Source organism: Helicobacter sp. MIT 01-3238 (assembly GCF_003364135.1).
Classification (GTDB): domain Bacteria; phylum Campylobacterota; class Campylobacteria; order Campylobacterales; family Helicobacteraceae; genus Helicobacter_B.
This window is the reverse complement of sequence record NZ_NXLN01000011.1, coordinates 53815-70918: the sequence shown is the minus strand read 5'-3', so window position 1 is coordinate 70918 and position 17104 is coordinate 53815. Positions and strand designations below refer to the sequence as shown.

The 17104-nt window shown below is 42.4% G+C and carries 19 protein-coding genes; 4 read left to right on the top strand and 15 right to left on the bottom strand.

Annotated features, from left to right (window positions below):
• On the bottom strand, positions 1 to 953 hold a 953-nt coding region (locus CQA40_RS05320), incomplete at its 3' end, for a hypothetical protein (RefSeq protein ID WP_147290168.1).
• 387 nt (positions 954 to 1340) lie between these two features.
• Here CQA40_RS05320 and CQA40_RS05315 point away from each other — a divergent pair.
• The 3 genes from CQA40_RS05315 to CQA40_RS11095 all read left to right on the top strand — a co-directional run bounded on the left by CQA40_RS05315 (position 1341) and on the right by CQA40_RS11095 (position 2904).
• Entirely contained in the window at positions 1341 to 2087 is a 747-nt protein-coding gene (locus CQA40_RS05315) for a hypothetical protein (RefSeq protein ID WP_115519880.1), read from the top strand.
• Between the two features lie 156 nt (positions 2088 to 2243).
• Positions 2244 to 2777 carry a hypothetical protein gene (locus CQA40_RS05310; protein ID WP_115519879.1) on the top strand — a complete coding sequence of 178 codons (534 nt, stop codon included), beginning with the start codon at positions 2244 to 2246 and terminating at the stop codon, positions 2775 to 2777.
• Complete coding sequence (locus tag CQA40_RS11095; protein WP_181882840.1) at positions 2746 to 2904, top strand: hypothetical protein; 159 nt, start codon at positions 2746 to 2748, stop codon at positions 2902 to 2904. The genes CQA40_RS05310 and CQA40_RS11095 overlap by 32 nt, the downstream gene beginning before the upstream one ends.
• 74 nt (positions 2905 to 2978) lie before the next feature.
• Here CQA40_RS11095 and CQA40_RS05305 read toward each other — a convergent pair whose 3' ends face one another.
• The 5 genes from CQA40_RS05305 to CQA40_RS05285 form a co-directional block, all read right to left on the bottom strand.
• Complete coding sequence (locus CQA40_RS05305) at positions 2979 to 4919, bottom strand: AAA domain-containing protein (protein ID WP_115519878.1); 1941 nt, start codon at positions 4917 to 4919, stop codon at positions 2979 to 2981.
• Between the two features lie 105 nt (positions 4920 to 5024).
• Complete coding sequence (gene dapB, locus CQA40_RS05300) at positions 5025 to 5861, bottom strand: 4-hydroxy-tetrahydrodipicolinate reductase (protein ID WP_115519877.1); 837 nt, start codon at positions 5859 to 5861, stop codon at positions 5025 to 5027.
• A 26-nt stretch (positions 5862 to 5887) separates the two neighbouring features.
• Positions 5888 to 6826: a thioredoxin-disulfide reductase gene (trxB, locus tag CQA40_RS05295; protein ID WP_115519876.1), complete on the bottom strand. Its 939-nt coding sequence runs from the start codon at positions 6824 to 6826 to the stop codon at positions 5888 to 5890.
• Positions 6827 to 7025: 199 nt separating this feature from the next.
• Positions 7026 to 7343 (bottom strand): thioredoxin, encoded by a 318-nt coding sequence (gene trxA, locus CQA40_RS05290; RefSeq protein ID WP_023927023.1) that lies wholly within the window; start codon positions 7341 to 7343, stop codon positions 7026 to 7028.
• Positions 7344 to 7597: 254 nt separating this feature from the next.
• Positions 7598 to 8692 carry a murein L,D-transpeptidase family protein gene (locus CQA40_RS05285; protein ID WP_115519875.1) on the bottom strand — a complete coding sequence of 365 codons (1095 nt, stop codon included), beginning with the start codon at positions 8690 to 8692 and terminating at the stop codon, positions 7598 to 7600.
• 279 nt (positions 8693 to 8971) lie between these two features.
• Between CQA40_RS05285 and CQA40_RS10880 the strand changes: the two genes are divergently transcribed.
• Positions 8972 to 9178 carry a hypothetical protein gene (locus CQA40_RS10880; RefSeq protein WP_147290167.1) on the top strand — a complete coding sequence of 69 codons (207 nt, stop codon included), beginning with the start codon at positions 8972 to 8974 and terminating at the stop codon, positions 9176 to 9178.
• 54 nt (positions 9179 to 9232) lie between these two features.
• Here the strand turns inward: CQA40_RS10880 and CQA40_RS05280 are convergent, their stop codons facing one another.
• The 9 genes from CQA40_RS05280 to rpiB all read right to left on the bottom strand — a co-directional run bounded on the left by CQA40_RS05280 (position 9233) and on the right by rpiB (position 17094).
• Positions 9233 to 9505 (bottom strand): hypothetical protein, encoded by a 273-nt coding sequence (locus CQA40_RS05280; protein WP_115519874.1) that lies wholly within the window; start codon positions 9503 to 9505, stop codon positions 9233 to 9235.
• A gap of 96 nt (positions 9506 to 9601) precedes the next feature.
• The gene (locus tag CQA40_RS05275; protein WP_115519873.1) at positions 9602 to 11269 is read right to left on the bottom strand and encodes a hypothetical protein; all 1668 of its coding nucleotides are present in this window, start codon (positions 11267 to 11269) and stop codon (positions 9602 to 9604) included.
• A 424-nt stretch (positions 11270 to 11693) separates the two neighbouring features.
• The gene (locus CQA40_RS11575) at positions 11694 to 11822 is read right to left on the bottom strand and encodes a hypothetical protein (protein ID WP_258864468.1); all 129 of its coding nucleotides are present in this window, start codon (positions 11820 to 11822) and stop codon (positions 11694 to 11696) included.
• A 217-nt stretch (positions 11823 to 12039) separates the two neighbouring features.
• A complete protein-coding gene (gene ychF, locus CQA40_RS05265; RefSeq protein WP_115519871.1) occupies positions 12040 to 13140 on the bottom strand; it encodes a redox-regulated ATPase YchF in 1101 nt (366 codons plus the stop codon).
• Between the two features lie 81 nt (positions 13141 to 13221).
• Positions 13222 to 14775 carry a leucyl aminopeptidase gene (locus CQA40_RS05260; protein WP_115519870.1) on the bottom strand — a complete coding sequence of 518 codons (1554 nt, stop codon included), beginning with the start codon at positions 14773 to 14775 and terminating at the stop codon, positions 13222 to 13224.
• A gap of 42 nt (positions 14776 to 14817) precedes the next feature.
• The gene (locus CQA40_RS05255; RefSeq protein WP_115519869.1) at positions 14818 to 15582 is read right to left on the bottom strand and encodes a DedA family protein; all 765 of its coding nucleotides are present in this window, start codon (positions 15580 to 15582) and stop codon (positions 14818 to 14820) included.
• Between the two features lie 79 nt (positions 15583 to 15661).
• On the bottom strand, positions 15662 to 16246 hold the full coding sequence (apt, locus tag CQA40_RS05250; RefSeq protein WP_115519868.1) for an adenine phosphoribosyltransferase: 585 nt from the start codon (positions 16244 to 16246) through the stop codon (positions 15662 to 15664).
• Positions 16247 to 16269: 23 nt separating this feature from the next.
• Positions 16270 to 16608: a hypothetical protein gene (locus CQA40_RS05245; protein WP_023927031.1), complete on the bottom strand. Its 339-nt coding sequence runs from the start codon at positions 16606 to 16608 to the stop codon at positions 16270 to 16272.
• Positions 16609 to 16635: 27 nt separating this feature from the next.
• The gene (rpiB, locus tag CQA40_RS05240) at positions 16636 to 17094 is read right to left on the bottom strand and encodes a ribose 5-phosphate isomerase B (protein ID WP_115519867.1); all 459 of its coding nucleotides are present in this window, start codon (positions 17092 to 17094) and stop codon (positions 16636 to 16638) included.
• Between the last annotated feature and the right edge of the window lie 10 nt (positions 17095 to 17104).

The following is a 17104-nucleotide window of genomic DNA, read 5'->3' as shown; positions in this document are numbered from 1 at the left end:
CTTTGAAACTCACTAGCACTAAAAGAGCCTGTGCACTCTACTCTTTTGCTTGTAGCACCAACAGTAGTGCTATGCTGCAATATGACACAATCTCCAGCTGCAAGTGTGTCTAGGCTAGCAAGTGCACTTGCTGTGAGGAGTGATAGGGCTAGCTTGCGGGGGTTGGCTGTGTGTGGTTTTTTGTCGCTTGCGTGGGGGGTGTCATATTGTCTAGCAAGAGTAACAGTATTTGGCTTTTTAAAAGCCCCATCCCTTAGAGTAACCGTGTTTGGCTCTCTTAAAGCCCCCTCCCTTGCGGAGGGGGTTTGGGGGTGGGTAAGTCTTTCGTCATTGCGAGAGAATCCGTAAGGATTCTCGTGGCAATCTATTTCTTTGCCTTTCTTATGGATTACTAGAGAAACTTCGGCTTCGCCTTGTTTTGCCGCACTCACTTCGTTCGCTCGCAATGACGAAGTGCTGTGTTTGTTTGTAGTTGCTGACTTTACTTGAGAAGCGGAGGTAGTATCTACCCACCCCCTAGCCCCCTCCGCAAGGGAGGGGGAAATTACAGATTGCCCCTCGTAAGTGGAGGGGGAATAAGTGGAGTTGCCACTCGTGCTAAGGGAGGGGGAACTGATTGGATTGCCACGCTCGCTATGCTCGCTCGCAATGACGATTGGATTGTCATATCGAGGTTTTGCGTAAATGCCCACATTGTCATATTGAGGTTTCGTAGAAACCGAAATATCCAAAGGATTTTGCACATTTGCGTTTGCATTTTTGGATACTTCGCTTCGCTTAAGATGACAAAGGGTTTTGTGTATTACTAAAGAAACTGCGCTTTGCTTGTTTTGCCACGATTCCACGCTCTTGCGGGAATCTCGCAATGACGCGGAAATGCCGTGTTTTAAGCGTGAGGGGGTTTGTATATGCGCGTGAGTGCTTACGCGCATAGGTTTTACTTGCTTTGTCATTGTTTTTCCTTGATTTTGTTTTGCGATACCTTTTGTATCGCGTATAATGCGGTGATACAAGTCATTTGATAAATAAAAAATTAAAAGTGAATGAATGGTAAAAAAATTATGCTTAAATAAAAATTAAAAATAAGACAAAAAAAAAAAAACGGCTACTTTTTAGGCGAGTTTTATCTACCTTTTCCACTTTTTTGCCAAAAATATATGATTTATTGATAAGTATTGGTGTTTATTGATTTTGTTAGTAGATATTGCTTAGTTTTTGTCTCTAGCTTTGGTGTCTTAAGCGTTTGGGATTTATCTTTTGCCGATATAATGCCGAGTTTTTAAGCATCTGCACTTTGATTTTCAAAAACTTTAATGCGAAATGTAAACATAAGGAAATAAATGGCTTTTAGCACTTCAAGCGCGTTTTTGGGCGCGTATATGGGGGCTTTTTGTAGTGTGGGCGACTGCCCTAGAGAATACACGCGCGTAGGCATAGGTGTGCAATACACACACTTGCAAGAATCCCACACAAAGCAAACCCACAGCGACATATACGCAGGATATATAAACCTAGAGGGTGGCATAGCTACCAAAAACAACCGCGCACAATTCGTCTTAAGCGCGAAGCTAGGTGCTGGCAAGCAAAATCCCGCTCTTTTGTCCCCGCAGTTTGTGAGAGAGGGTGTCGCGCTATTTGGCGAGATACGACCAAAAGTAGGGGTAAATCTCGCCACCAAAAAAATCCCCCTCTACCTAAATCTAGCCTATACATTTGAAGCCTACACTTCGCGCAAAAAGGGAAGCTCTGGCTACTCGTATTTGTTTCATTACATAGGTGGGGAGCTAGATGGGGCAGTCCCGCTTGGCAAAAGAGTGGCTTTGCAATATAGTGTGGGGTATGATTGGCTTTTTTATGGTGGGTATGGGTTTGGGAGAGACTCGGCTTTGAGTGCTTTTGGGCTAAATGGGGAGGCTTATAGCGCGAGTGTGGGGGCTAGCTATTTTTATAGCGAACACACAGAGTATTATCTAAAAATCATATTTAGATACCAAAATCTAGGTGCGTCAAAAATCTCTAGTGAGGGGCTAGGTATGCCCGCACTAACAAACGCGATAGGAATGCTTGAAATGGGGATTGGATTTTAGGTAGATTTTGGATTTATTTTTGCTTTTTGATTGCGTCATATTTGTGCTTAGAGTTTGGCTTAAGAGGCGCGGTATATCCGCTTCTTTGGCTAGGCTATGATAGCTTTGCCACTTTGATAAACTACTAAAATCTAAAAATCTATTTGGAGGTGTGTTTTGCGTATTGATTATGGATTGCCCAAGACTTCGATTAGCTCACTTCTATCTACGCAAACTACGCAAAACCTGCAACAAAACTCACAAAATGACATACAAAGCCAAAGTGATGTGCAAAACCAAAATGGCGAAAAATCCACGAGCCAAAGCTTGGCACAATCTACCCAAAAAACAAAACCTCCACAAAAAATCCAAAAACCTACTTTAGAAAAAACTCAAAAAGATAGCTTGCCAAAGCAGGACTTTGCAGGCTCTGCTGTGAGGGAAACCTATGGAATGGAGATTTTGGAGCTAATGAGTGATGAGGAGTATAGTGCATTTGTGCGTGCTAGTGAGGGAATGAGCGAGGGAGAGAAAGTCATCGCCGCGCAATCGCTATATAGCCTAAGGGAGGACTATCAAGGGCAGGGGGCGCACAAGCGGGACAAAAACCCATACACAAAGACAAACCGCGCTTTTTCTAGGCATAATGATTTTTTGGAGCGATATAAGGCGTTTTATTATGGTGTGGAAAAAGTCGAGGTTTTGGGGTAAGCGAGGTTTTGGGGCGGGCAAGGTTTTGGGGTGGGGTAGTAGAAAATATGCAAAAATGTGGAGCTTAGTCGAGGGGATTTGGTGGGAAGTAAACCGTGCTAGGATTTTACGCAGGATTTTGCACTAAGATTTTTCGATAAAGTTTTGTGCGGGATTTGTGCTAGGATTTTGTGCTAGTGGGGGTTGGTGTGCTAGTGGTGTTTAGATTTTGATGATTTCAATGTCTTTGCTTGGGTGCTTTGTAGGTGTATTTAAGTGGCTTTGTGATGAAGTTTTTTTGAGCGGATTTTGCGAGATTGTGAGGTTTGCTTGATTTGGAAATGGAAGTGCGTTTGCCAAAATCTCGCTTAAAAACTGCCCTCTAAATCGTAGCCAATACGCCCTATCGCATACGATGATTAGCTGCTTTTTTATGCGACTTATGGCGACATTTAGGGCGTAGGAAGCATTTGTATTGCGAGAATCAGTCAAGTGATGATGAAGCATCACGGGGGAGAAAATCACAGTGTCAAACTCCTGCCCTTGCGAGCCGTGAATCGTCCAAATACGGCGATATGACACGCCACAATCACTTAGCAATTTTTTTTGCTTGATAAAGGGCGTGATGATAGCAAAATCACTAAAATCATTTTGGGATAGCGGGGGCTTTTGCTTATCTAGCTCTTTTGTGAGGGCAGCGATAGCGCGGGCTTCTGTGATGTTTTGCTTATCCTCTATAATAGCATTTGGGCAATCTATGTAGAAAATCTGCGTGTTTTCTTGCTTGCCTTTTAAGCCATTATGATAGATATGAGAGTCCAAGATTTTGGCGAGATTGTCGCCATAGCGGTGGGTTTGGCGCAAGATACAAAAAGCGGTTTTTGCGCTATTGTCTTGGGTAAAGCATAGCGGGCTAGATTGGGATTTGCCAAAGATAGGTGCGCTTATCTCTGCGCTATGAGCGAAAAAGTCTTCTAAAAACAGCGAAGAGAGATTAAAAAGATTTGCCCAGATTTTATCGCCCTTTATCTGTGAGGTGGGCATCTCACAGATTGGCATTAGCTGCTTGTGGTCGCCAAGTAGGGTTATGGGTGTGTTTTGGGTGGTGAGGACTAGGGCTTTGATAAGTGGCGTGAAAGCGCACTCATCTAGGAAAAAATGGCAAAAATCTATGCCCAAACTTGCGTGCTTTTTGATAAATCCGTCCATTGTCATACCGATGAGTAGGGCTTCTTTTAGTCGTGCTTTGGGGGTGGTGGTGCTAAAGAGAGAGTCTTTTGCTTTTTTTTGCAAGACTTGTGGGTCGCACACTTCGGTGTATTTCTCCAAAAAGGCGTTGCTAGGTGTGCCAAGTCGCAAAATCTTTTCTCTATTTAGCCCTAGTGTGTCAAATTTGCTAATAAGCGCGATTAGCACTTGCTCTAGGGCGGAGTTTGTCGGAGCTAGCACGCACACGGGCAAGCCATTGTAAATGTAGTAAAGCAGTGCTTCAAAGAGAACGACTTGGGTTTTGCCACTGCCCGGTGCACCCCAAATATAGCTAAAAGGCTCGCTTAGGGCGCACATAAGTGCGGACTTTTGCTCGGCATTTAGGTAGTCTTTGGGAGTGAAGCTAGAATCTATCTCAATGTGTTGATTTTGTGCTGTGCTTGGACTTTGGCTAGGATTTGATTTTGTTGGCGAAGGGGGATTTTGGGTGAGTGGATTTTGATTAAGTGGTGTGTTTTGGGCAAGGAGTGGTTTTTTGGCAAGTGGTGGATTTTTAGTGGGCAGGGCAAAAGATTTTGCATTTTCAAAAAACATTTCTAAATTGCGGATTAAAAACTTCAAATCACTAAAAAGTTTTATGTCATTTTTGTGTTTTTCTATCTTTTCTAAAAGGGCGCAATCTAGGCACTCAATAGCCAAAATCCCTGTTTTTTCATCATAAAAAAGCACGCAAAAGCCTGCTTCCTCGCTAAGTGGAGTATATCTCCCACACACATCAAGCATAAGGGAATCTGTATTGACGAACTTTGCTTTTATAAAAAACTTTATTATGGATTCTTGTATGTTTATACCAAGTATTTGGAGCTGCTCGCAGCCTAGATTGTAGTTTTGGAGATATTCATAGTATATAGAAGTGGCGTTTATAAGGGCGGTTTTTGTGATTTCGTGGTTCATTTTGGGTTTTTAGGGGGTTTTTGCGTGGGTTTTCTTGTATTGTTTTGGTTTTGTTGGATTTGTGGATTTTGTAGCTTTTGTGCAAAATCTAGCGTGCAAAAATCTCTAGCTATTGCTTGCTAGCATATCATCGATGCAATAGAGTTTTGGGCTTTGCTTAGAGAGCCATAGAGCGCAGGCAAGCGCACCTTTGGCAAATGTTGCTCTGCTTGTGGCGTTGTGTGTGAATTCTAAATACTCGCCATCAAGGTAGAATCCTACCGTGTGCCTACCTGCGACATCTCCTCCGCGTAGGGACACTATGCTTATTTGCCCAGCTTCTCTTGCACCTGCTGATACTCTATCAGTGATGAAGTTTTGGGATTTGCTTCCTCGTCCTTTGGCACAAGAGTGGGCTAGGGCTAGGGCTGTCCCACTTGGAGCATCTTTTTTGAATCGATGATGAATCTCGCTTATTTCTATATCTGCGCTTTGTAGCTTGTGGGCGACTTCCTCCACTACTTTGCACAAAGTCGCCACTCCTAGCGACATATTTGCCGCATAGAGAATCGGCACATACTTGCCCAAACTCTCAATAAGCGCGAAATCCTCTTTGTCTAGTCCTGTCGTGCCGATGACACAAGCTGGACATTTAGACTCACTAGAATCAATCGTGTTTTTTAGTGCGCTTAGTAGTGAAGCTGTGCCTTGCTTGGAGCTAAAATCTATAATCACCTCGCAAGACTTGATAAGTATGTCTAAGTCGTTGGTAACTATCGTGTTTTGCAGATTTTGCTCTTTTTGGAGGATTTGGGGGAAATCTAGCTTCTCACGCACAAAAATCACGCTCAAAACCGCTTCAGTGGAAGCTAAAACCTCATCTATAAGTAGCCTGCCTACGCGACCTGTGCTACCTAGCAAGCCAATTTTTATTTTTTTTGCGCTTTGTGATTTGTCTGCCATATATTCCCCTAAATCTTATGCAAAACTTAGTGCAAAGAGTCAAGATAAGCTATCGCACTAAGTGCCGCAGCTGCGCCATCTCCTGCGGCGCAAACCACTTGCTTGGGTGCGTTTATGCGTATATCGCCTGCAGCAAAAAGCCCTTTGATATTTGTTTTCATCGCCAAATCCACGATGATAGAGCCATTATCCTCGCTTGCGCAAAGCATAGAGCCATTATCTTGCTTTAGCACTTGAGTGTTTACCTCATAACCTACAAAGATAAAAAGCCCAGAGAATTCTATCTCTTTTTGCTCTTTTGTCTTGGTGTTTTCTAGCACGACAGAAGTGGCTTTTTTATCATTGCCTTTGACTTCTATGGGTGCGTAGGGGGTAAGAAACTCGATTTTGGGATTTGCTCTAGCGTGCTCTAGCGTGATAGGTGCGCCACGAAACTCATCTCGCCTATGCACTAGCGTTACTTTGGAGCACATTTTGGTAAGGTATATGGCTTCTTCTAGTGCGGTGTCGCCACCACCGATTACGACTACTTCTTTGTCTTTGTGAAAAAACCCATCGCAAGTCGCACAAGTGCTTATGCCCTTGCCCCAATACTGCTCCTCGCCTGCTATGCCCATTTTTCTAGGGCGTCCACCTGTGGCGAGAATCACACTTTTTGCTTCTACTTTGCTATCTACATCGTAGTGGATTACGAAGTGTTCACCCTCTTTTGTGATTTGCCTCACATCTGCCATTTCGCGCTTTAGCCCGAAGCGGAAGCACTGCTCTTGCCACGGCTCCATAAAGTCTAGACCGCTTTTTATCTCTGCTACCCCCGGGTAGTTTTCTATCTCGCTACTCCCTGTGATTTGCCCACCGGGCATACCTTTTTCAAATAGGACAACATCTTTTATCCCACCTCGTGTCGTGTATAATCCAGCAGTAAGCCCCGCAGGACCACCACCGATAATCGCTACATTTAACATTTTTTCTCCTTTTGATTATGTTTTGATTATATGTTATTAAATGCGTTGTTTGCTAAGCATTGTTTATGCCACAAGGTTTTGGGCATAAACAAAAAAAGCTAGATTCTAGCTAAAAAGCATAGAATCTAGCCCCGAAAATTTAATAAAGATTTGGCGTGTCTTGCTAAGGGGTATAAACCCTAAGCAAGGTGTGCGAAAATTATAGCAATGCTTCAATCTTGCTAGCAAGCACGGCTTTGCTATGCGCTCCTACGATTTGCTCGACTACTTGTCCGTCTTTCATAAAAAATATCGTAGGAATGTTGCTTATGCCGTATTCTTCTGAAATCGCTTTTTCTTCATCGACATTGACTTTGCAAATCGCTGCTTTTCCCTCAAAATCGCTTGCAAGCTCGTCAATCACGGGTGCTAGCATACGACAAGGACCGCACCAAGGCGCCCAAAAATCTACCATAGCCACACCGCTTTTGGTTACTTGCTCAAAGTTGTCTTTTTTTAGTTCGATGTATTTTCCCATCGCTTTTCTCCTAAGTTAAAGTTATAAAATAAAGGCGTGTTTATTGTATAACCATAAAATAAACAAAAGTTCTTTATTGAAATATTTTATGTCTTTGGTTTGAAGTTGGGGTTTGGTTTTGCTGTTTTGCAGGATTTGTGCGTTAGGTGTCTATAAGTAGTTTGTAATAAAATATCGCTTCAAAATCGCGCAAAATCAAAGCAAAGCAAAATCTAGCGTAGTCCAAAATCAAACCGCGCTAAAAGCAAATCAAATCACGGCAGAATCAAAATCTTTGTGCCGATAGGCACGGCATCATATAGCTCTTTTATCTCGTGGTTTTCTACCGATATGCAGCCTGCGTTTTGGTCCCCAAAATACGCGTTGCTTTTGCCACCGCGTATGTTTTTTGGATTGGTGCTTATCCCGTGTATCTTTATATCCCCGCCAGCACTCACGCCTCTAGCTTTTGCTTGGGCTATATCTGCTTTGTTTGGATATGAGATACCTAGATTTAGATAGTATAGTGATTTTGGATTTTTACCATCGATGAAATACTCCCCCTCTGGTGTTTTGCCATCTCCTTGTGTGCTTTTGTGTCCTATCGGGTTGTATCCTAGCGCGATATGATAAGTTTTTGCTACATATACCCTATCGGTGTTTAGCTCGCGGGCTAGGACTTTTAGCTTACGCTCTTCTTTTAGCACAAGTAGTGAGTGGATTTTGTTGTTTTTTAGCGTGGAGGCTAGGGAGTGGGTATCGCTTAGGTGTTTTGTGCTTCGTCTTTTTACTTGGGCTAGTCTATCTGCTTCATCTAGTATGTGACAGCCAAAGCTGATTTGACTTTCGTGGATACTTCCATAGTATGCTTGTGCTGTATTTTTTGCATTTGGTGGGATATAGCCTACTTCATACCATTTGGGGTTTTTGAGGTCTTTTTCCCACTTACTGATAAGAAAGATTAGCCCCTGATTTTTCACAGATTTTGTGCTGTATTCACATAGGCTAGGTAGTTCATTTTTGTTTATCTCATAGATTACCCTGCCATTTGGGGATTCTCGTAGGTTGATATATGAGTCGGTAGATATGTATCTCATTACCCTTTGAGGATACTTGCTTATAATCTCTTCTTTGGTTAGGTAGTTTGGGTTTGTCTCTTGTGTGGTTTGTATGTTGTTGTAGTGGGATTGGATTTGGCTTTTGTATATGTCTTGCGTGGTGGTGTGGCTTTGGGTGGTGCTATCTGTGTCGCTATGCTCATCATAGAGTCTTTGGTAGTATTCATACTCTTGCATATCAAATGCTAGCTCCTGCATATCAAGTGCGAGAGAAGCACTTGCCAAAGCTATGATATAGGCTAGGTTTTTCATTTGTAGCTCCTTTTTTGTGATTTTGTTGTTTTATTGTGGTTTGCTTTGTTTGTTGATTTTGTGATTTTGTTGTGTTCGTTTTTTGCCTTTGTTGTAGCTTTACTTTTGTTTTTGTCGTGCTGTGTTTATCTATCCTTTGTTACATTGGGCGTTTTGTTATATTGAGATTTCACTATATATCTTTGTCATATTGAGCTTTCATAAGAAAGCGAAATATCTCTATTCTACGCTTGTCATATTGAGCGTAAGCGAAATATCTCTTTTTTTGGCTTTGTATTTTTGGAAAAAGCGGTTTTTGAAAAACCTTTTAGAGATACTTCAGTTTCAAATCTTAGTATGACAAGTGATGGAATATTTTGTCATATTTCGCTTTCGCTCAATATGACAAAAATGGCTCAATATGACAACACAAAACTAACCACTTGTCATACTGAGGCTTTTAAGCCTGAAGTATCTCAAAGATTCTGCAAACAATGCAAAATCTAATATTGAGATTTCGCTTTCTTGCGAAATCTCAATATGACAATGCAAAAACACCAATCACTTGTTGTCATACTTGGGTAGCAAACCCGAAGTATCAAAGCCAAAATCTACCCACCCCCTAACCCCCTCCGCAAGGGAGGGGGAATGAATTGGTTTGTCCCCTATCCACAAAGGGGGGAGGAGGGGGAACGAGTAAAAGCCACCACTCCTTGCGTAATTGCCCACAATTAAGCCCCCTCCCCAAATGATAATATTGTGTCGGAGGGCGTTTGCCCCTATTAAAGCCCCCTCCTTTGCGGAGGGGGTTAGGGGGTGGGTAATCTTTCGCATAAAAACGCATTTTTATCATATCTAGCTGTTTCTATACATATCTAGTCGTTTTATCATATCTAGCCGCAAGCAAAATACTCCAAGCTGTGAAGTATTTTAATATTCCCAATCATAAAAAAAATACCCATCATAAAGATAAGCATCTTCTTTAGGAATTTTTTCCTTGTATTCGTAAGAATAAAATCCATTAAAATCCTCACCACCATACCACAAATCGTGTTCCCAATTTTTTGGTATAAGCATATCGCTAATCGAATGATAGCCATCCGTGTAACAAAGATTATCATTCCCGCAATACAATGTATCTGAGAATGCACCCTTTCTAATATAATTCGCTTCAGTGTGTGCATCAGCATTATTACCCACTCTTATTTCTTTATTTACTAACTCTCTTGCTTTGTATTCTTTGGTAGTTTGATATGCTTTAACCGCTACTTGCCACGCTTTGGATTCATTTGTAGTTACAAATGCTTTAGCTGCTACCTCCCACGCTAGGAACTCCTTTGACTTTCTTATATCATAGCGAAATGCACAGTATTTGTTGCATCCATTACTTTCGCTAACATAAACATAACCTCTATCTGCTATTTCTTTTATGTTTTTGAAATCTTGTGTCGCCCTTACGGCGTTTTGAGCTTTTATCATTGCTTGGTATTCTTTGGTTGAGTAGGCTTTGTTTCGTGCTATTTCTGCTTTTTGGTATTCGCTAGTAGAAGCTAGCGCGCTATTTACAGAATCTAGTGCTTGCTTCTCTAGTGCTCTCCACGCTTTGTATTCTTTGGTAGCTTCGTAGGCTTCCCACTTTTTTAGGATAGTTACCTTCCACTTTTTACGCCCTAAATCTAGTTGTTTTTCCAATTTAAGTTGTTGTTTGTAACTTATTTTTAAATAGTATTCAAATCCTATTCCACCATAAGGAATGCCATAATCTTCTAATGACTGAACTAGCATAGGGTCGGCTACTTTTCGCCCTATGAAAGTAGTCTCTGCACCATTAGAATCTATGCCATTTGCTAAGATGATATTTTGCCCTATCCTTACATTGCTTACTTGACCGCTAAAGATGAGAGACTTTATTTCAGAGTATTCCATAATACGAGTTGAATTGCCAGCAAGAATGGCACTTTCATACAGACTATCCACCCATTTTTTTCCTTGCTCTACTGTGGCTAAGTATTCTTTATATTCCCTTGTGTTTCTTGCTTTTACTCGTGTCTTGTTTATCTCATTTGCCCAAGTGTAGACATTATAGGTGGTAGTCGCTTTAGGCTGATATGATGCGGTTATGGCTTGAGGGCTTTGCTTATCACTCTGAAAAATCGAAAATAGCTTCCCTATCGTCTCGCCTACCTTTGCTATGACCACCTTTTGGCATTCTTTGTATTCCTCTGTGCCTGTGGCTATGTCATTTAGCAGTATCGCTTCTCTCTCTATTTGCTTTTGCCTATCGTCTTGGTAGGGGTAGGTAGAGCGTCCCTCTATGGTGTCGCTCCACTTCCATAGTGCTAGTCTAGCTTTTTGGGCTTCTTGTAAGGATTTGTAGCTGATACACTGCTTTGACTTATCCCTATCTATGAGCCCCTCAAACATCACTTTGTATCCGTAGACCTGCAAGGGGAGCTTGATAGTCCTGCCTTGATTGCTTTTGACTTCCAAATAGCCATTTCCAAATGAAACGATAGCATCTAGCATATCGCCAAATATCGCTTCTCTCCCAAATGCTATGCAAGTAGCTAGCAAAACTCCTGCTATGATTTTTTTCATTTTTGTCCTTGTGCGATAGTATGAGCAATGCCATAGACACTATACGAAGCAGTCTCTATAAGCCTTTGCGTAATCGCATTAGACAAAAAAAAAAAAAAAACAATATGTAAATAAGGGCAAAAAAGGTGGGATTTGGTGGTGGGTGGTATTTGTCGCTGGGAGTTAGATTTGGCTAGGCTTGGTGGTGGGAAGCTGAGGTTTGGCTAGATTTTGATTAGGCTTTGTGTAGATTTGCTTAGTTTTACTTTAATTTTGTGTAGGTTTTGTAAGGCTAGGGTTTGATAAAGTGAGGATTGGTTAGGTTTATGTGGTTGATTGGGGTAGAGGGATAGCTAGGATTATCTTTGCAAGACTTTGTGAAATATTGGAATCTAAAAAGTAGATTTTGCAAAAAAGTGTGAGTGAAAAAAATGTTTTTGATACTTCAAGATTTGTCATTAGGCGTGTAGGCGTGGCAAGAAATTGTTTTATAAAAACCTATCCACCCCCAAACCCCCTCCGCAAGGGAGGGGGTTTTAAAGTAGGTAACCCTCCTCTGCCACAATTTTATCATTTGGGGAGGAGGCTTTTAAAGAGACAAGCCCTTTCCACCATAATTTTACATTTTAGTCAAAGCTCAATATTTAACAATAAAGAACAATAGCTAGGAGTGCCACCCTCATTTTCTTATTAGCAGTATTCTTTATTCAGTAGCGTTTGCATTGCTCGCGTTTAAATGGACTGAAAACTTAGGCTAATTTTTGCGCTTCAAGTGCGAAGTCTAACGCGCTTCACACATTAAAGCGGAAGTGCATCACATCGCCGTCTTGGACAATGTAGTCCTTGCCCTCGCTTCGCATAGCTCCCGCTTCTTTTGCCTTTGCTTCGCCTCCGTATTTGATGAAGTCCTCATAGGCGATTGTTTCTGCGCGGATAAAGCCCTTTTCAAAGTCGTTGTGGATTACCCCTGCGGCTTGTGGGGCTTTGCTTCCGTTTTTTATCGTCCAAGAGCGCACTTCTTGCACGCCAGCGGTGAAGTAGCTGATAAGCCCTAGCTTGCTAAATCCTGTGCGGATAATCTGCTCTAGCCCAGACTCAGCGCAGCCCAAATCGCGCAAAAACTCCGCTCTCTCTTCCTCGCTCAAAGCTACCATTTCCTCTTCGATTTTGGCGCATAGCTTTATCGTCTCAAAGCCTTGCTTCTCGCCATAGTCTCGCACCTTTTTGACATACTCGCTATCCTCGCTTAGCTCGCTCTCATCGACATTTGCGCCGTATATGACTTCTTTGGCACTTAGGAAACGCAACTCTTTGTTTAGCGTCTCGCACTCGCTTGTGGCAAAGTCTGCAAAGCTCCTAGCGGGCGAGTTTGTCTCTAAATGTGCCAAAAGTTTCCTTGCACATTCTAGAATCTTCCCCGCTTCTTTGCTTGCTTTTGCTTCGCGCTCTAGCTTTGCTACGCGCTTTAGCAGTGTGGCTATGTCTGCCAAAATCAGCTCTAGCTCGATGATTTCTATATCGCCTAGCGGGTCTATGCGGTTTTCTATGTGGGTGATGTCGCTGTCCTCAAAGCAGCGCACGATATGCAAAATCATATCCGCTTCTTTTATGTTTGCTAGAAATTGGTTGCCAAGCCCCTCGCCCTTGCTCGCTCCGCGCACAAGCCCAGCTATATCGACAAACTCGATTTGGGAGTGCAAAATCCGCTGTGGTTTTACGATTTTTGCTAGCTCGCTTAGGCGTGCGTCAGGCACTTCGACTATAGCTTTGTTTGGCTCGATAGTGCAAAAGGGGTAGTTCGCACTTTGGGCGTTTTGCGCTTTTGTGAGGGCGTTGAATGTGGTGGATTTGCCTACATTTGGTAATCCTACGATTCCTATGGATAGTCCCATTTAGTTCCTTTTGGGTTTAGATTTGGCAAGCTAGTGTTGCTAGATTTTATTTTTATTTGCGTTTTTTTTTTTTTTTGGATTTTAGTGTTTTTTAGATTTTGTGGCGTAGTGCTCTAGGATAAATTCCACTCCAGCTCTTACCCCCGCACCACTTGCACCATAGGGGTTTATATCCCACTCTTTTTCTACAAACGCAGGTCCAGCTATATCAATATGTAGCCATTTGTCTTTGTATTTCTCACGGATAAATTCGCCCAAAAACATTCCTGCACTTATTGCACCTCCATAGCGCGAAGAGGCGGCGTTGTTTACATCTGCGACTTTGGATTCTATGAGCTTGGCTATGTGCCTGTTAAAAGGTAGCTTTGCTACTAGCTCGCCACTTTGTAGCGCGGATTTTTCAAAATCCTCTTTTAGTTTTTCATTGTAGCCCATTATCCCGCTTGTGTATTCGCCAAGCCCCACCACACAAGCCCCTGTGAGTGTGGCAAAATCTATAAGCACACTAGGCTCTAAGTCTTGAGCATAGCTTAGACAATCTGCTAGGACCAATCTCCCCTCTGCGTCTGTGTTTTTTACCTCGATAGTTACTCCCTCTCGCGATATAAGCACATCATCGGGTTTGTAAGCATTTCCACCTATCATATTTTCGCTTGCACCTAGTATCGCTTCGACTTGCACTTGCACTCCTAGCTTGGCTATGACATTTATGATACCTAGCACCGCGCAAGCACCGCTTTTATCGGCTTTCATTGTTGTCATATAATCAGCGGGCTTTAGGCTAAGCCCACCGCTATCATAAGTAAGCCCTTTGCCGACAAGCACGACTTTTGGAATATTTTTGTCGCTGTCTTTTGGCGTGTAGCTTAGGTGTATAAGTCGTGGGGATTTGTTTGAAGCGCGAGATACGGCTAGAAACGCCCCCATTTTTTCTTTTTTTAGGTCTTCTTTTGTTAGGATTTTGCACTTGATTCCCGCGCGTTGTGCGATTTCTTGAGATTTGGTAGCGAGGTATTTGGGTGTGGCGATTTGTGGGGGAGTGTTTATCAAATCACGCACGAAGTTTATGCTCTCTGCTAGAATCTTGGTTTTTTTGCATTCACGCGTTGCACTTGTCATATCAAGTTTGTCGCCTTTGAATCCCTCGCTTGAGATGATGAGGTGCTTTAGGGTGCTATCTTTCTTTTTGGACTTAAACTCGCTAAAGCTATATCCCCCAAGCAATGCACCTAGCACAAAATCTTTGTTTGCTCTCTCTTTGCTACCATAAAATCCTACTTTCGCGCTTTCATAAGGATAGTGCTTCAAAGTGCGGATAGCTATCGCTCCAGCTTCGCGCAAGTCCTCATCGCTTATATCACCATTTTTTTGTGTGTTTATGGGGATATATAGTGTTTTTTGGCTTTGTAAAAAAAATGGCGAAGTGCCATCATAGCCAAAAGATTCTAGTGCTTTGGCATTTATCCAATCGTGCTTGGGCAGTTTAGATTTTTTGATAGAATCTTTTGAGGTGCTTTTTGTAGTGTTTTTTTTGGATTCTTTTGGCACAAGCACGATAGATACTTGGGCTTTGCCCTCGCTAATCTCGGTAAATTTTTTATCGACAAATTCGACATTTGGTATTTGGTATCCCATTTTTTCTCCTTATTTTGGTGTTTTATTTTTATGAGGTTTTAGCTAAGATTTTGCGTTTTTTATGTCTTTGACTTGGAGTTGCTTTTGGAGCTTGTCTATTTGAGTGTCGATTTTGCGTGTGCGGGAGTTGAAAAACCACAGCACACCACCCAAAAACGCCCCTGCAAGACATATAAAAATATAGGGGTGGCTTTTAAAAACTTGCAATATTTCCAAAATCTGCTCGCCCAAAAGCCACGCTATGGTGATAGTGATAGCCGCCCATATCCAAGCACTTAGCAGGTTTATGAGTGCGAATTTTAGAGCGTTGTAGCGCGTGATGCCTATGCTGATAGGAATAATAGTGCGCATACCATACATATATCGCTGTATAAAAATGATACTCCACCCATATTTTTGCAATAGCAGGTGGGCAAGGGCTAGTTTGCGCCTTTGCGAGGTGAGCTGCTTTTGGATATAGCCTTTGTTAAATCGTCCTATGTAAAAATAGATTTGGTCTCCTGCAAAGCCTCCAAGTCCTGCCACAAAGATTGCCAAAAAGACATTTAGATGTCCTGTGTGCGCTGCAATCCCTGCAAAAATCAGCCCTAGCTCGCCCTCTAGCACACTCCAAAAAAACAAAATCACATAGCCCCACTTCTCCACATAAGTATCCCATATCTCAATGATTGCTTCTTCTAGCGAAAAATCACTTTTTTGCCCATAAAAAAGTAGCACTCCTAGTGCGATTAGTGCTATAAGCGAGAGGACAATACTTTTGGTGTGTGATTTTAGTTTGCTTAGGAGATTTTGGGCTAGGGTATTCATCGTGGATTCTTTCTGTTTGAGTGGTTTGGTGTTTGGCTATGGCGAGCTGGCTTTATTATTTTTGTTATAGCTTTGCGAACTATAAATCAAGCAGGACAAAGCTAGGGGATTCTAGCTTGGGACTAAATTCACTTTTTAGCGCGATTAAAAAGCAGGATTCTAGCACTTCTCCACCTGCTTGCTTTACAAGCTCTATGCTTGCGTTTGCTGTGCCACCTGTGGCTAGCAAATCATCTACAAGTAGCACAAGTGCTGATTTGTCTTTGCTAGTGCTAGTGGGCGGATATATATTAAAAGCATCGGTGTGGATTTCTAGTGTGTCTGTGCCGTATTCTAGGGCGTAGTCTTTTTGGTAGGTTTTGCAAGGGAGTTTGCCTTTTTTGCGGATAGGGACAAACCCAATCCCTAGTGCGTAGGCTAGTGCACTGCCAAATACAAAGCCCCTAGATTCTATACCGACAATGTGAGTAAGCCCTCTGTCTTTGTAGTGAGCACACAAAAAATCAATAAGCTGCCTAAAGCACTCTGCATTGCCCAAAATCGTAGTAATATCACGGAACATTATGCCTTTTTTGGGATAGTCTGGGATAGAGCGCAAGCTAGATTTTAGCTTATCTTGCAAGTCTTGTAGTGAGGTGGTTTGGGTGCTGTGTGTGTTTGGCATTGTGCGTGTTCCTTATGTAGTGGCTACAAAAGAGCCTCGATTTTGGTTTCTAAGTCTTTGATTTTGGTTTTGTATTTGTCTGTTTCTACGCGATATTGGGAGTTTCTGTGCTTTAGGGATTTGATTTCGTTGCGAAGTGAGTTCATCTCTTGGGTCAAAATATCAATATTTCCTAGTGCGCGTTGGAGCTGGAGCTGGTGCTTTTGGATAAGGATTTCAGCTTCTTGTAGGGTTAGCTTCATCGCTGCGGCATTGCGCTCTTCTTTTTGGGCTACGGATTTATAAAACATAGTCTTAGCAATCATATATAGCACAAATAGCACAAACACCGTGCCGATAAACCATTTAATTGCCAAATCCATTTTGCTTCCTTTGCTTGCTTGTTGCTTTTATTTGTCAAAATCCTCGATTTTGGCTACGCGCTGTGAGTGCCTCCCTCCCTCAAACTCGCTTGTAAAAAACGCTTCCAAAATCGACTCTACCTCGCCCTCCCCACTTAGTCTAGCACCTAGACATAGCACATTTGCGTCATTGTGCGCTCGCGTGATATGTGCCATATATGCGCTTGTGCAAAGCGCGGCGCGAATCCCCACAAAGCGATTCGCGCTTATGCTCATACCTATCCCGCTACCACACACCAAAATCCCATATTTTTTTTGATTTTCTTGTTCGCATTCTAGCATTTTTTTGCACAGCTTTTGTGCCAAATCTGCATAATCTGCGCGATTAGGACTATCTACGCCTAAGTCAATAAGCACTTCGCCTTTTGCGCTAAAGTAGTCTTTGATAAACTCTTTTAGCCCAAATCCTGCGTGGTCTGAAGCGATATAGATTGCGCGCTCTTGCATTGACTACCCT

Coding starts and splice junctions, on each gene's coding strand:
- CQA40_RS05315 (WP_115519880.1), top strand. CDS start 1,341: ATGGCTTTTAGCACTTCAAGCGCGTTTTTGGGCGCGTATATGGGGGCT.
- CQA40_RS11095 (WP_181882840.1), top strand. CDS start 2,746: ATGGTGTGGAAAAAGTCGAGGTTTTGGGGTAAGCGAGGTTTTGGGGCG.
- CQA40_RS05305 (WP_115519878.1), bottom strand. CDS start 4,919: ATGAACCACGAAATCACAAAAACCGCCCTTATAAACGCCACTTCTATA.
- dapB (WP_115519877.1), bottom strand. CDS start 5,861: ATGGCAGACAAATCACAAAGCGCAAAAAAAATAAAAATTGGCTTGCTA.
- trxB (WP_115519876.1), bottom strand. CDS start 6,826: ATGTTAAATGTAGCGATTATCGGTGGTGGTCCTGCGGGGCTTACTGCT.
- trxA (WP_023927023.1), bottom strand. CDS start 7,343: ATGGGAAAATACATCGAACTAAAAAAAGACAACTTTGAGCAAGTAACC.
- CQA40_RS05285 (WP_115519875.1), bottom strand. CDS start 8,692: ATGAAAAACCTAGCCTATATCATAGCTTTGGCAAGTGCTTCTCTCGCA.
- CQA40_RS05280 (WP_115519874.1), bottom strand. CDS start 9,505: ATGCGAAAGATTACCCACCCCCTAACCCCCTCCGCAAAGGAGGGGGCT.
- CQA40_RS05275 (WP_115519873.1), bottom strand. CDS start 11,269: ATGAAAAAAATCATAGCAGGAGTTTTGCTAGCTACTTGCATAGCATTT.
- CQA40_RS11575 (WP_258864468.1), bottom strand. CDS start 11,822: ATGATAAAATTGTGGCAGAGGAGGGTTACCTACTTTAAAACCCCCTCC.
- ychF (WP_115519871.1), bottom strand. CDS start 13,140: ATGGGACTATCCATAGGAATCGTAGGATTACCAAATGTAGGCAAATCC.
- CQA40_RS05260 (WP_115519870.1), bottom strand. CDS start 14,775: ATGGGATACCAAATACCAAATGTCGAATTTGTCGATAAAAAATTTACC.
- CQA40_RS05255 (WP_115519869.1), bottom strand. CDS start 15,582: ATGAATACCCTAGCCCAAAATCTCCTAAGCAAACTAAAATCACACACC.
- apt (WP_115519868.1), bottom strand. CDS start 16,246: ATGCCAAACACACACAGCACCCAAACCACCTCACTACAAGACTTGCAA.
- CQA40_RS05245 (WP_023927031.1), bottom strand. CDS start 16,608: ATGGATTTGGCAATTAAATGGTTTATCGGCACGGTGTTTGTGCTATTT.
- rpiB (WP_115519867.1), bottom strand. CDS start 17,094: ATGCAAGAGCGCGCAATCTATATCGCTTCAGACCACGCAGGATTTGGG.